Origin of the sequence: Occallatibacter sp. (assembly GCF_049582745.1) — a bacterium.
GTDB lineage: Bacteria > Acidobacteriota > Terriglobia > Terriglobales > Acidobacteriaceae > Telmatobacter.
This window is the reverse complement of the sequence record NZ_JBAUUO010000002.1, coordinates 41,950-55,270: the sequence shown is the minus strand read 5'-3', so window position 1 is coordinate 55,270 and position 13,321 is coordinate 41,950. Positions and strand designations below refer to the sequence as shown.

The following is a 13,321-nucleotide window of genomic DNA, read 5'->3' as shown; positions in this document are numbered from 1 at the left end:
ATCACTTCACCTGCGGCGAACCATCCATTGGTAACCACGCATAGAACTATGTGCACCAAGGCCACGCTTCCTTAATCAAAAGGCCTGGTGCCCCAGAGCCTGCCCTGAGCAAAGTCGAAGGATTTCGCTTCTGAGACCTGCTATACCAACCAGGCTCATGTCGTCTCCAACAAACAAAGGGCAGTCCGAAGGCCGCCCTCTTGTATCTCAATCTCAAATCAAATTAAACCGCCGCCGGTGCCCGCGATTCCAACTCCGCCAACCGCTTCGCCAGCAGCTTCTCCAGGTTCACCAGCGCGGCCGAGAAGCCTTCGATCCCTTCTTCAAGTTTGTCCGATGCCATCCGATCCGCTGCATGCATCTTCTTGAAAGTGGCTTTGTCGACCACCAGGCGCTCGATCTGCATTGACTTCGCCGCCTCCGGATCGAGCTTGCGTGGCAAATCGCCCTCCGTCTTTTCCAACTCGGCAAGAAATTGCGGCGAAATCGTCAGCAAGTCGCATCCCGCCAGTTCCTTGATCTCCCCGATGTTGCGGAAGCTCGCGCCCATCACCTGCGTCTTGTATCCGAATTTCTTGTAGTAGTCGTAAATCTTCGTGACCGATTGCACGCCCGGATCATCGGCGCCCTGGTAATCCTTGCCCGTATCCTTCTTGTACCAATCCAGAATGCGGCCCACGAACGGCGACACCAGTGTCGCACCAGCTTCGGCGGCGGCTATAGCCTGGTGAATGCCGAACAGCAGCGTCAGGTTGCAGTGGATGCCTTCCTTCTCCAGCACCTCTGCGGCACGAATGCCTTCCCATGTCGACGCGATCTTGATCAGCACATGATCGCGCCCGATCTTCGCCTTGTCGTACTGCGCAATAATGCTGCGCGCCTGCGCAATCGTGGCTTCGGTGTCGTAGGAGAGTCGTGCATCGACCTCCGTCGAAACGCGCCCCGGCACAATCGCCAGGATCTTCTTGCCAAACGCAATGGCCAGCCCCTGGAATGCGAGGTTGGCAACATCCTTGTCGCTTGCGCTGTCGCCCAGTTCTTTTTTCGCGTCCATGAGGACGCTATCGACGATCGGCTGGTACTGCGGCATTTGCGCCGCAGTGGTAATCAGCGAAGGGTTCGTAGTGGCATCGGTGGGGCGAAACTTCTCCATCGCTTCAATATCGCCGGTGTCAGCAACAACAGTCGTGTACTTGCGCAGTTGTTCAAGCAGATTCTGTGCCATTTTTCCTCCTGGGGAAGGGACCCCAGCGCGCGCAATGCAATCAAGCGCGCCCGGTTCCAGTGTACCGCTCTTTAGGATGCGCCTGCACCCCCCAACGTTTCGCTCTCATGTGCACGAATCCAATGGCCCTTTTGTTTCTTGAATTGAGCCCCTTGGGCTGTTCCGCGCCGGAGGCACAATGGTCGTTAGCCCCATGCTTCAGCATGGGGATGTCGGCGATTAAATCGAGCCCCGTAAGGGACGATGCCCGATGGGAATTTCAACGGAGAAGCCCTTGGCTAGTCTTTCGTCTCATGCTGCCGCAAACGTATTGGTCAAAACACCAAGCCCTGAGATCTCCACATCCACCCGATCCCCCGCCCTCAGCGGCCCCACTCCCGCCGGTGTCCCCGTCAGCAGCAAATCCCCCACCTCAAGCGTAATCGCCGCCGTGATATAGCCAAGCAATTCCGGAATCGAAAAAATAAAATCCAGTGTCGACCCATGCTGCTTCAACTCGCCATTCACACGCGTCTCCACCGTGAGCCCTTTTTCCGGATCAACCTCGCTTGCCACCACCGGTCCCACCGCGCAGAACGTGTCAAAACCCTTGGCGCGCGTCCACTGTCCATCCTTCTTCTGCAGGTCGCGCGCCGTCACATCATTCGCAATGGTGTATCCGCGCACATAGCTCCGCCAATCGGCGCCCGCCTGCAGCCTGCTCGCCCGCTTCCCGATCACCAGCGCCAGCTCGCCTTCAAAATCCACCCGCTCCGACTGCGGCGGCATCAGCACCGTGCCCTTGTGTGCCAGCAATGACGATGGCGGCTTGAAAAACAGTAGCGGCTCCGTCGGGACTTCGTTCCCCAGTTCCTTGGCGTGATCGCGATAGTTGCGCCCCACGCAGACAATCTTCGACGGCGTCACCGGCGGCAGCAGATCCGCTTCGTTCAGCGGCAGCGGTTCAAAATCGAATCCCGCTGGATCGGTCACCATTTCCCTGGCCGCCAAAGCCCGCGCATGCGCCAGGTGCAGCGCCAGATCCTCCTCCGGCGTCGGGGCCAGATCCACGATCCATTCCTCGCCCCCGCGCTCTTCCACGAACCCGTACATGATCTGCTTTTCAAAACGAAAACGGCAGTACTTCATCACGAAAACTCCTTCGACAGGACGGAACTTGATCTGATCGTGCAGCGAGTCTGAAACCATTGCTCATTAAGGCCGCTGGACGAGCGCCGTTTTGAAAAGGGCACGGCTTCAGCCGTGCCCAGGTTGACGAAAAACCCGCTTTGAAAGGGCACGGATTTATCCGTGCCATAAGTCCAGCAATATATGGACGGCTTTAGCCGCTGAGGGATGTTTCGCCTGATTTGGATATCGCAACTCGTTTTCGATTCTTCTGCAGCCATCTCGATCGCGATTCGTCGTTTCACTTGCTCCTGGGACATTCTATTTGCAGGCATTACCTCTCAGGCACCCTTTCCTCGGCCTCTTCGGAACGTGCGCTCTCGCGGCCGTTCTTGTCCACCGCGCTCACAGCATAACGGTACTTGTGCCCCGGCTGAACATCTGCATCATGAAATGCCGGAGCGATCGACGGAGTTGCCGGAGAAATCCGCTTCCACGCCCCATCGCCCTCGCGGCGATAAACAACATAACCCACCAGCGCTGGATCAAGCTCGGCCTGCCAGCTCAAATCAATCGAGGGCCCCGCGCCATTCTCGCCCGCCGTCGCTACCGCCGCCAATCCTGTGGGTACGTCCGGGGGGAACACATCCTTCGCTTCAACATCGACCGGCGCTGAGATCTCCCCCGCTAGTTCCAGCGTCTTCCCCTCCACATCCACGCGGCTCATGCGCTGCGCCCTGTACTCATAGCTCTCGCCCACACGAACCGTCGTGTCCATCGCTCGGCCCTGCGCCGCGCCTTCGTCCACCAGTAGCGTCTCGTTATTCGGTTCTGGAGCCGGAGCAAGCGGGCCTAGCTTCGTCTTGCCCGCCGGCGGAGTCAACAATTTCCGTTGCAGCCTGACCGGCGCCGTCTCGCCATCCGCGGTCCAGCTCAGCACCACTCCCTGCTTGCGGAACTCCGCCTTGAGTCCCACAACAGGTCGCGGAGCCTCCCCCGCCAGCACCGTTGCCGCATTCGACAGCCCCGCCGACCGGCCCTTCTCGTTGCGCAACTCCACCAGATAACTGACCGGTCGCGCCGCACCACTCGTGAGCGACCCCGGCAGCGCATCCGTAAAGCTTCCCGGATTTCCCGGAGCGACACTCAAATCCGACCCCACCCGGTCGCATGTTCCGCTTCCTTCACGCCTGCAGATACGCACCGCCACATTAGCATTCAATGCAGTCTTGTCGGTATTGCGCCTCGGCATCGTCCACGTCAAGGCAACGTGATCGCCTGTCCGTATTGCCGACAGGTCTTCAATGGGAGCGGCCAGATTGAGCGACGGAGGCTGCGGCGGGCCCGGCGTTCCGCACCCCGAAAGCAATGCGCACAACCCCACCGCCAGCACCGCCCAGCCCTTGCGCTCAAACAGATTCATCGCTTTCAGTCTAATGGAGCACCATGAGGTTGCATGCTGCGTACAGGTGGAAGGCAGCTGCCTTCCACATTACCTCGCCGGTGGGAGAATTGAATGGCGCACAACTATTTTGACCGAGTGCTATCGTGAACTGGACCGCGAGAGTGGAGATTGCCATCCCTATCTGCTTCACAAGCAGTTTGGCCTGCCATGCTGCGCACATTCCGCTATTGCTTCCGCCCATTTAATTGCCTGTCATTTATACGGCTCGCTGCAATCGCGGTGATTAGCGAAGGAGTCCTGATCAACTCCAGGTTTTGGATTCCGGACGTGTTCTCGTTCAACGTTCCTCATTTTGACTTCACTACCTTGTTGTCTCCAGAGACAATCTTCTTCACGATTCTCGAAGCCGTGCTGATAATTTCGCTCTTCTTTATTGTTTCCTATGTATTTGTTCATCTGCGCTTTGTCTTTTTTCACTGCGTCGTGCATGAGACTAAGCAAATTGAACCTGTCTGGGAACTCTATCGAATTTCGGCCATGCGCTTCTTTAGGGCGGCATTGCTGTTCTGGCTGACCGTGGTCGGGTTAACCGCTGTAGTGCTGTGTGGGTTTATCTCAGTTGCCATAAGCGTCTTCAAGCTGCGCACGCCCGAGGGCAAATTCGATCCTGGAGTCTTCCTCGTAACATTCCTGCCGTGTATGGGATTCGCTCTTATGGTTTGTCTCGGAGCCGCTCTCGCTCACGTTGTGATGGTCGATTTCATTCTTCCGCATATGGCGCTCGAGGAACTCACGTTTAAAGAGGCATGGACTGCTGTAAAGATCCGAATTCGCGGAAATGGAGAGACCTTCTTCTCATATTTCATTCTGCGTCTGGGTCTGCCTCTTATGCTATGGATCATTGCGGCCCTCGCTATTTGGTTTCTGGGTCAAATGATCTTTGGTTTTATCGAGATGTTCGCAGTGGCGATCAACTCAATGCTGGAAGACGCGACCGGTGCGCTAGTGGTTTGCCGCATTACAATTGAAATTCTGATCGAACTGTCGGCCTTCGGTCTCGGCGTGCTGATATCCCTCGGTCTTGGTGGTCCATTGGCTACATGGATTCGCAATTACGCCCTTCTGTTCTATGCCGGGCATTATCGTCCGCTTGCGAACATTCTCTCTGCATCGCCTAATGATCGATGATGTTTTGCGCGAGTTTCATGAACGGCCATAATTCCCTTACGATGACGATCTGGCCGACGAATCTAAGCAACGCGTCATTGCCTTTCCGCTCTTTGCTTCCGTATCACCGCAAGGGGCGGCGAAATCAACGACCTTCTGCAGATGTCGAAATTCAACAACTGGTCGGATCCCTGGGAGGTTTCAGCCCCGGTGCTGCGCCTTGAATCTCCGAGCCTTCATCCGATTCCCGCAAATCTTCATATCGCACCATCGCCGGGTATGGTTCTTGCTCGTGTCGAGAAAAAGCCACCGGCACTCCGCGTTCCCGCACGCCCGCACCCGCTCCATCTCATCCGAAGTCACCAGTTCCGCCGCGCGAAGCGAAAGCAGCCAAAGCGGCAACTCGGGAAGGGAATTGCCCTGCGAAAACTCCCAGTCCAGCTTGCCCGCCACCTTCTGCAACCGCTGCGAATCCCGCGCCCTTTTGAAATTCCTTTCGAGCGACGCCACCGCCGAGCCAGGCACCTCATCGCCGTCAAGCGCCGCATACAGAACCAGCGCCGCCGCCTCCCGCAACTCCCGCACCGCCACAACAACATGCGCCGCCTTGCTCTCACTCACATTTCGAATCAGCCGCCGAGCCAGCGCATCACTTATTAAGCCGGACTGCGCCGAAAAGTACGCGAGATCGTCGTAGTCCCTCAGCAACTCTTCCGGCGGAGGCTCCTCCCGAAACCGCCAGTCCAGCGTATTCACCAGGTCGAGAGCAGCATTGCCGGCTATAAGCTCGAAGGGTTTCCTTGCCTTTCGAGTGCTTCCCCCATTTGTAGAGCTATTGGCCACCGCTAACCTCTCAAACCATGTTGACAGGTTATCCTGGAAATGTAAACATGGTAACTCTTTATGGCTGACTCAACGGTTACCATCCCGGCTGAAGACAAAGGATCGCAATCCTACCGCATCCGCCTGTTCCTCTCCTTCTTCGCCATTTACATCCTCTGGGGCACCACCTTCCTCGCCATCCGCATCGCGGTCGAAGAGCTGCCCCCGCTCTTCGCCGCCGGAGCCCGCTTCTTCACCGCCGGCATCCTGCTCTACGCATTCATGCGCGTCAAAGGCGAAACCGCCCCCACCCCAAAACAGTGGCGAAGCCTCACCATCATGGCGCTCCTCATGTTCGTCGCTGAGTACGGCCCTCTCTTCTGGGCCGAAAAATACGTGCCCTCCGGCGTCGTCTCCGTTCTGGCCGCGACCCTGCCCATCCTCACCCTGATCATCGAGATGCTCATTCTCCGCCAGCAGCGCATGCGCCCCATGCTGGCCATCGCCACCGTCCTCGGCTTTCTCGGTGTTGCCATTCTCCTCATCCCCGGCGGCAAACAGCATCTCGCCCTCGTCCCCTGTCTCGCCGTCCTCGCCGGCGCCACAACCTGGTCGCTCGGCTCCGTGCTCGCGCGCTCCATGAACCTTCCCAGATCGCGCCCCATCACCGCCGGAGCAGCCATGATGCTCGGCGGCGCAATGCTCCTAGCGCTCTCCGCCGGCTTCGGCGAAATGCACCCCTTCCCGCACATCACTCTGCGTGCGGCAGCGGCGCTGCTCTACCTCATCGTCTTCGGATCGCTGCTCGCCTTCACGGCCTTCGTATGGCTGCTCGCGCACATGCCCGCCACGCGCGTCTCCAGCCACGCCTACGTCAATCCCATCGTCGCCGTGGCTCTCGGATATTTCATGGCCGGCGAAATCATCACCACCCGCATCCTCGCCGGAACAGCCCTCGTCCTCATCAGCGTCTTCCTCATCCTCCGCCGCGACTAGGCCGCGCCATATCGCCAATTCCCGCACTCCTCGTCAGAGCCCTTTTTTCGCGATCCCCCGGGTCCCATGCCGTATCCTTGCCTACGATATTGAAAGGGTCCCGGCTCCGTGCTCATCTTTGCCGCAATTCTGGCCATCTTTGTCTATGGAATGATCGCCGCTATGCTCGGCACCATTCTGCCCGAGCTTTCTGAGCGCTTCCACCTCACGCCTACGCAAAACGGCACCATCGCCTTCGTGCAGGCCCTCGGTCTCATCATCGCCTCGCTCGGTGTCGGTCCGTTGCTCGATACCCAGGGAGACAAGATCGGCCTCATCCTCGGCCTGTCGTGCATCGCCGTCGCACTCTTCCTGCTCCCGCGCTCTACAGGATTCCGCCCGATCCTATTGCTGTTATTCCTTCTCGGCATTGGCGGCGGCATCGTCGTCACCGGCGCCAACGCACTCGCCAACAGCGTCAGCGGCCAGCACAGCGCCATCGCCCTCAACCTCGTCAACCTCTTCTTCGGACTCGGCGGCCTCACCACCCCCTTCATCGCCGCCAACATCTTCAAGAAAAACTGGGTCCGCCTCTGCTACACCATCGCGTCACTCACCGTCGCCGCGCTCATCGTGCAGGCGTTCTCGAAAATGCCCGCCCCCAGCGGCAACGCGCAATTCCTGCTCGCCGACGTCGGCCCCATCCTCGGCCGTCCACTCCTGTTCATGCTCGGCCTTTTCCTCTTCCTCTACATCACCTGCGAAGTCGGCGTCTGGAACTGGCTCCCGCGTCACCTCATCGCCCAGGGCATTCCCGAGTCGCGTGCGCTCAATATCCTCTCGCTCGGATTCGCGCTTGGCCTCCTCATCGGCCGCGTAGCCGTTTCGCCTATCCTGGCGCATGCTCCCGCCATCGACGTCACGCTCGGCGCATCCATCGCCATGGCGATCACCACGTTTCTGATGCTGCAAACCAACAAGCCAGGTCCGGCCTTCGCCCTCGTCTTTATCGCCGGCCTGTCGATGGCGCCCGTCTTTCCCACCACGCTCGCCATCACCGGCGCTGCCTTTCCGCGCATGACGGGAACCGCTCTCGGCTTCGTCATTACCTGCGGATGGGTCGGCCTCGCCGTAAGCTCCTGGATCATCGGCGCCATCGCCGGCGGCGACCCCAAACGGCTCAAGAAAGCCTTGCTCCTCTTTCCCGCCTCTGCCGTTCTCATGGTCGTGTTGAACCTGGCGATCCGCTCCGCACTGCGGTAGGAAATACAATGAAGGCACATTCATGACAGCCAGCACTTTTCCTGATTCAGTTGCCTCGAACGATCGCACCCGCCAGCGGTACAACCTCTTCCTGCTTCTCGTCGCCGGACTCGGCGGCCTGCTCTACGGAATCGACGTAGGCATCATCGGCGGCGCGCTGCCCTATCTCGAGGCCACCTCCAAGCTCGACCCATCGCAGCTCTCCATCATCGTGGCAGCGGTACTGCTCGGCAGCGTCTTCTCCACGCTCTTCGCCGGCATGCTCGCCGACTGGATCGGCCGCAAACCACTGATGATCCTCAGCGGTCTGTCCTTCATCCTCAGCATTCCCGTCATTGCCCTTGCGCACGGCTACGCGCCACTCTTCTTCGGCCGGCTCCTCCAGGGCATGAGCGGCGGCCTCATCGGCATCGTCGTTCCCCTCTACCTCGCCGAATGCCTCTCCGCGTCGACACGCGGCAAGGGAACCGGCGTCTTCCAATGGCTGCTTACCTTCGGCATCGTCGCTGCCGCCCTTATCGGTATCTACTTCAGCTATCGCGTGGATGCCGTGGCTCGCCTCGGCGATCCCAGCGCGCTTTTCACATTCAAGGATCATGCCTGGCGCAGCATTTTCTGGGTCTCGCTGCCTCCCGGCGCGCTCTTTGTTCTTGGCGCCCTCATGGTGACCGAATCGCCCCGCTGGCTCTACCGCCGTAAACAGTTTGAAAAAGCACGCGCAGCCCTCCTGCGTTCCCGCTCTCCCGAACAGGCAACCCTTGAGTTGCACGAGATGGAGACCGCCTCAAAACCTGCTGCCGCCACCGGTCAGAAGGTCCGCGACTCGCTGCTGCGCCGCAAATACGTTATCCCCTTCCTCCTCGCGTGCGTCATTCTCGCCTGCAACACCGCCACCGGCATCAATTCGGTCATCGGATTCAACACCAATATCCTGCTCCAGAGCGGCCTGTCTGATCTTCAGGCACACTGGGGATACGTCCTCTTCACCGCCTTCAACTTCTGCTTCACGGCCATCGGCATGATGCTCGTCGACCGGAAGGGCCGCAAGTTCCTCTTTGTTCTCGGCACTAGCGGCATCATTCTCTCCATGGTCACCGTCGGAACATTGTTCAAGCGCACCGAGCGTCAGAATGTGGATTGCCGCAGCCAGATTCAGTCGCTTGTCACTTCAGATCAGCAACTGACCTTCCAGTTCAACCAGGCTGAAGCCCAGCGCCTGCTCGCAGCCAGCGGCGCCACGGGCGGCGACATACAGCCCGGCCGTGCATCCTTTGCCATCATCTTTTCCTATGGCGACTTTACCGGCACCACGAGCTACGTCCGTTCCGACGATCCCGCAACCCCGCCGCTCAAAATCACGCGCGACGGCGCGGTCCCACCTAACAAGGTGCAGGCCATCTTCAGCAATCCTTTTGCCGATTATGAAGCAGCGAAATCGGCGCCCCTCAAAATCGAGAAGGCGGTTCTCGGCCCAGTCCCCAGCGAGAATCACGGATGGCTGGTCGCCATCTTCATTTACCTCTTCGTCGCTTTCTACGCCACCGGCCCCGGTGTTTGCGTCTGGCTGGCGCTCTCAGAGTTGATGCCCACCCGCATTCGCTCCAATGGCATGAGCATCGCATTGGTCATCAACCAGCTCGTCGCAGCGACCCTGCAGGCCATCTTCCTGCCCTTCGTCAGCAAGCACAATTACTCATCGATGTTCTATTTGTTCGCCGGCTTCACCGTCGTGTATTTCCTCACAGCCGCATTCCTGCTCCCCGAGACCAAAGGCAAAACGCTCGAAGAGATCGAGGCCTTCTTCGACAAAGGCGCCGCGCACTAAACCGTCGTCAGCGACCGCTCTAAGTTGGAGATCCGATGGAAGCAGAACAATCTCAAGCCAGCAAACGTGGCGTGTTGAGAGCGTACGGTCTGGTTATTTTGATCGAACTCGCTGTTGTCGCGCTGCTTTGGGCGTTACACGTCTCCGCGACGGTCCTGATTGCGATACCCGTGCTTGTCCTCATAGCTGCTTCGTTTGACCGACAGCTCACTGGCCCCGCTGAGTACATTCAAATCACTCCTTCTGCCTTTGAACAGCGGATTCGAGATCGATATCGCTCTGAATGCACCCAATTGGCGAATTCAGGTTTCAGTCCACTGTTTTTTTATGGTGAGGCCACCCCGCTGTTCCGGCTTCTTCTCATCTATCCAGCATTTCTCTTTTTGATCATGGCGCTGAATCGTGAGGTTGTGGCCATCCACAATGGATCACGAATAGCGTTTGGATTTCCTGTATTGATTTCGAACGATGGAACAACCTATGCCCATCCAATGCAACTGGGAATCAAACTCCATACCCTCTTCCAGGACGGCACAATTCTCCTGACGAAGAGCTTCAGCGGCAAATCGAAGTATGGACCAACTGTAATTCTTCAAAGAATTACCGGCGTGAACACCAATGTCCTATGGAGCGAACACCAGAAGAGGGTTCAAGCGCTCCAAACGGCTGGCAAACAGGTCAACAGGCAGGTCAGCTTCGAGACCTTCGCAAGAATCTCCAGTGAGGCGTAGGAGTGTGAATGGGAAACGCACGCGTCAAGCCCCTCATTCCAACATTCCGGACTGACCACCGCATTCCTGCTCCCGGAGACCAAAGGCAAAACGCTCGAAGAGATTGAGGCCTTCTTCGACAAAGGCGCCGCGCACTAAACCGCCAGTGGAAGCATCGAAGCGAGCTCACTGCGCAGGAATAGCAAACAGGTTCACCTTCTCATCTGCGATCACTGCAAGCTGCGTCCCGTCCGGTGACAGGGCATAGGCCCCGTGGCTCGGCGGCGGATCTTGCAGCCGCACCGACGTTAGCCGCCGTCCGTCGCTCGACTGAAAGACGCGCATATCTTCGTAGTCGAGATCCGATCCATGAAAGTGTGCACCCCTCAGCATCGACTGCGTGGCATGCAGATTCTTGACCGCAAAGCAGCGCCCATTGCCCTGCCCAGACTCACCCGCCGTCTGCGGATCGGGCCGCCCTCGCAGAACCAACTTGCCGTTCGGTCGCAGCACACGATACTCACGCGCCCCGGTGCTCAGCTCGCACGTAGCCACCATGAGAAGATCCGGCGCAAAGCTCGAGACCTCGGGAATGCAGGCCGATGAGAATCGCGCCACCGTTGCCCCTTCGCCGTTCCACCGCGCCAGCCTCAGCACAAAATGAGTCTTCAGCTTGCCCAGCAACTGCACCTGCCCTTCGTTCAGCAGCGTAGGAGGAACAATGTACGAAGATGTCGTGGCCCGCGCTATCGTTTTGAAATCCTTATCGAGTATCTGAATCTCCACATTCTCCGGCGGCTCCATGTTGAGGTTTTCGCGCAGGGCCGCATGCTGTTCCGGCGTGTGCGTCTCCCGCAAAATGGCAACCGCCATCAGCTCCCCGTTCGGAGAAAGCCGCACAAACATCAGCGGTCCGTCCAGCGGAATCTGCCGCTCGACCTGCATTCCCTCGCCGTAGATGCGCAGTTCGTTGCCTACATGCACCAGTACGCGCCCGCCCGCAAGTTGCCACATAAACTCGCCCATGTCCGGCAGAAACCAGTCGGCGCTGCTCAGCACCTTGCTCGTCGCTGGATCCACGACAACCGCATGTATCCTTCGCAGCGCCATGCCCGTTGACGCCTGCCCCGAGCGATCAATCAGCGTGTGCGGATTGAAAGCAATGAGAAGCTGATGCGGACCCAGCCATCCCAGCGCCTCATCGTAAGTTAGTTCCCCCAATTCCTGCTCCGGACGCGGCGCATATCCCAGTGCGCGGATTCCGATGGATTTCGACGGAGTTCCGCGCCTGTCGCGGTCGCTCGATGGCAAATCCACGGCGCAGTCCGGCGGCTTGCATGGCTCGAACTCCTCCGGCGCAGGGAGCGGAGGAGCTTTAAATGAAATCTCGGCGTCCGCGGGAGGGCGTAGCTCGGCCGATCCCGCAACCGCCGGGCCTCCCATCAGCGACACTCCGTCAGCCTCGTTCCCTTTCGCGAAGGCGATGCTTTCCGGTATCAGCAGCATCATCGATTCCTTTTCAAGATGCACATCCCGCTTTGTCGACTTCAGCAGCGAACTCCGCTCGGGGCCCTTGCCAATTTCCAGGGTCACGCCGTCCATGCCCAGCACGTCGCCCGCCTTGAGCGGAACCTGGTTCTTCGGCCGCTGGTTCATCGCCATCATCGTCATCCCATCCATGCTGAAGCCGCTCGAGCCGATCCTCGGGTTAGCGATCGTCACCACGCTCGGGTACTGCGAATCCGGAACCTTGTCCAAACCGGCATCCCATTCCATGGCGGCCAACACCAGGTTCATCGTGGATTTGTTTCCTGCGCATCGCATATTTGGGAAGGACACCGCCAGCTCGGATTCTTTTTGGCCTTTGCCGCGACGCGTTGCCAGGTCGATTCTCCCCTGAAGCACCTGGCCGTCATAAAAGTAGCAACCCAGCCCCACCCACGGCCCTATCAGCTTCACATAGAAACGTGAACCCGGATGCGAGGAGTGGACATCCACATACGAAAGAACTTCGACGGCCACCGGGCGATGATAACCAGCGTCCACAGTCGCCGCAAAGGCCGCAACCCCCGCTAGTGCTCCGATAAAAAACGCCACGATGAATTTTGATATCAATCGTTTCACAAGCCCAGCTCACTGATTAGGGATACACGCATCGATCGCGCCGCACTCCAGGGAAGGCTTCTTCAGCGCGATTCCGTTTGTCTTTCGGTTGTGAACCACTATAACGCGTTTCTATTACCTGATGCGCGGGGCAATTTAGTTGGAGAGATCGGATAATAGGGGTACCACCGGATGAGCACTGTGGAAACGGCAAGAGGAAACTCAATGTTGAGGAATGTGCCAATGGCGTGTGAACTGACAATGCGCATTGTTCTGGAGAAGCCACCTGCGGGCGTGGACTTCGCGCTTCAAAAAGGGAAGGGCAGCAACTACGAAACCGTCCAGAAGCAAAGATCCGGAGTCCACGATCTGCGCTTCGAGTTCACCGTCAGAGCAGTTCCCGGCACCAAAAATGAGGACCCGAATCTCCTCGGTCCTTTCGTGCGGGGCCCCTCGGGCGCTCGCTTTGTTTACCTCGATATCGGTGTCGCCGCAGGTCAAATTGACTCAAGCTGGAGCAGGCGTCTCAAGATTCCACTCACCGGCATCACGGGCGAGATTCTCAACCGGGTAGAGAATGACCCGAAGCTGATCTTGGAAACCCACGTTCCCGGAACCGGCAAAGACGGCGGCCCCAACTGCGCCACCGTCAAACCCTTCTCCGGCTGGAAACTGGTCAAGTCTTCGCAGAAATGATGGGGACACACGGCCCAAACTGC

At 58.5% G+C, this 13,321-nt stretch carries 11 protein-coding genes; 6 read left to right on the top strand and 5 right to left on the bottom strand.

Features of this window, described 5'->3' with window-relative positions:
- Window positions 1-223 precede the first annotated feature (223 nt).
- From WCA10_RS00400 to WCA10_RS00390, 3 genes are all read right to left on the bottom strand, one after another.
- Window positions 224-1,225, bottom strand: coding sequence for a transaldolase (locus WCA10_RS00400; protein ID WP_472820495.1), 1,002 nt, complete (start codon window positions 1,223-1,225; stop codon window positions 224-226).
- 291 nt (window positions 1,226-1,516) lie between these two features.
- Window positions 1,517-2,353 (bottom strand): fumarylacetoacetate hydrolase family protein, encoded by an 837-nt coding sequence (locus tag WCA10_RS00395; RefSeq protein WP_472820494.1) that lies wholly within the window; start codon window positions 2,351-2,353, stop codon window positions 1,517-1,519.
- Window positions 2,354-2,666: 313 nt separating this feature from the next.
- Window positions 2,667-3,755, bottom strand: a complete 1,089-nt coding sequence (locus WCA10_RS00390) for a fibronectin type III domain-containing protein (RefSeq protein ID WP_472820493.1) — start codon at window positions 3,753-3,755, stop codon at window positions 2,667-2,669.
- A 150-nt stretch (window positions 3,756-3,905) separates the two neighbouring features.
- Here WCA10_RS00390 and WCA10_RS00385 point away from each other — a divergent pair, with 150 nt between their 5' ends.
- A complete protein-coding gene (locus WCA10_RS00385; RefSeq protein WP_472820492.1) occupies window positions 3,906-4,925 on the top strand; it encodes a DUF7544 domain-containing protein in 1,020 nt (339 codons plus the stop codon).
- A gap of 180 nt (window positions 4,926-5,105) precedes the next feature.
- Here WCA10_RS00385 and WCA10_RS00380 read toward each other — a convergent pair whose 3' ends face one another.
- The gene (locus WCA10_RS00380; RefSeq protein ID WP_472820491.1) at window positions 5,106-5,747 is read right to left on the bottom strand and encodes a CGNR zinc finger domain-containing protein; all 642 of its coding nucleotides are present in this window, start codon (window positions 5,745-5,747) and stop codon (window positions 5,106-5,108) included.
- A gap of 60 nt (window positions 5,748-5,807) precedes the next feature.
- Here WCA10_RS00380 and WCA10_RS00375 point away from each other — a divergent pair, with 60 nt between their 5' ends.
- From WCA10_RS00375 to WCA10_RS00360, 4 genes are all read left to right on the top strand, one after another.
- On the top strand, window positions 5,808-6,722 hold the full coding sequence (locus tag WCA10_RS00375; RefSeq protein ID WP_472820490.1) for an EamA family transporter: 915 nt from the start codon (window positions 5,808-5,810) through the stop codon (window positions 6,720-6,722).
- A 108-nt stretch (window positions 6,723-6,830) separates the two neighbouring features.
- Complete coding sequence (locus tag WCA10_RS00370) at window positions 6,831-7,964, top strand: MFS transporter (protein ID WP_472820489.1); 1,134 nt, start codon at window positions 6,831-6,833, stop codon at window positions 7,962-7,964.
- A gap of 22 nt (window positions 7,965-7,986) precedes the next feature.
- Window positions 7,987-9,789, top strand: a complete 1,803-nt coding sequence (locus tag WCA10_RS00365; protein WP_472820488.1) for an MFS transporter — start codon at window positions 7,987-7,989, stop codon at window positions 9,787-9,789.
- 35 nt (window positions 9,790-9,824) lie between these two features.
- The gene (locus WCA10_RS00360; RefSeq protein WP_472820487.1) at window positions 9,825-10,520 is read left to right on the top strand and encodes a hypothetical protein; all 696 of its coding nucleotides are present in this window, start codon (window positions 9,825-9,827) and stop codon (window positions 10,518-10,520) included.
- 165 nt (window positions 10,521-10,685) lie between these two features.
- Here the strand turns inward: WCA10_RS00360 and WCA10_RS00355 are convergent, their stop codons facing one another.
- A complete protein-coding gene (locus WCA10_RS00355; RefSeq protein WP_472820486.1) occupies window positions 10,686-12,623 on the bottom strand; it encodes a hypothetical protein in 1,938 nt (645 codons plus the stop codon).
- Window positions 12,624-12,845: 222 nt separating this feature from the next.
- Between WCA10_RS00355 and WCA10_RS00350 the strand changes: the two genes are divergently transcribed.
- Window positions 12,846-13,298, top strand: a complete 453-nt coding sequence (locus WCA10_RS00350) for a DUF5990 family protein (protein ID WP_472820485.1) — start codon at window positions 12,846-12,848, stop codon at window positions 13,296-13,298.
- Window positions 13,299-13,321 lie beyond the last annotated feature (23 nt).

Bases quoted from the DNA above. Each gene is read 5' to 3' on its own strand.
- WCA10_RS00365 (WP_472820488.1), top strand. From the start codon at position 7,987: ATGACAGCCAGCACTTTTCCTGATTCAGTTGCCTCGAACGATCGCACC.
- WCA10_RS00390 (WP_472820493.1), bottom strand. From the start codon at position 3,755: ATGAATCTGTTTGAGCGCAAGGGCTGGGCGGTGCTGGCGGTGGGGTTG.
- WCA10_RS00395 (WP_472820494.1), bottom strand. From the start codon at position 2,353: ATGAAGTACTGCCGTTTTCGTTTTGAAAAGCAGATCATGTACGGGTTC.
- WCA10_RS00360 (WP_472820487.1), top strand. From the start codon at position 9,825: ATGGAAGCAGAACAATCTCAAGCCAGCAAACGTGGCGTGTTGAGAGCG.
- WCA10_RS00400 (WP_472820495.1), bottom strand. From the start codon at position 1,225: ATGGCACAGAATCTGCTTGAACAACTGCGCAAGTACACGACTGTTGTT.
- WCA10_RS00350 (WP_472820485.1), top strand. From the start codon at position 12,846: ATGGCGTGTGAACTGACAATGCGCATTGTTCTGGAGAAGCCACCTGCG.
- WCA10_RS00375 (WP_472820490.1), top strand. From the start codon at position 5,808: ATGGCTGACTCAACGGTTACCATCCCGGCTGAAGACAAAGGATCGCAA.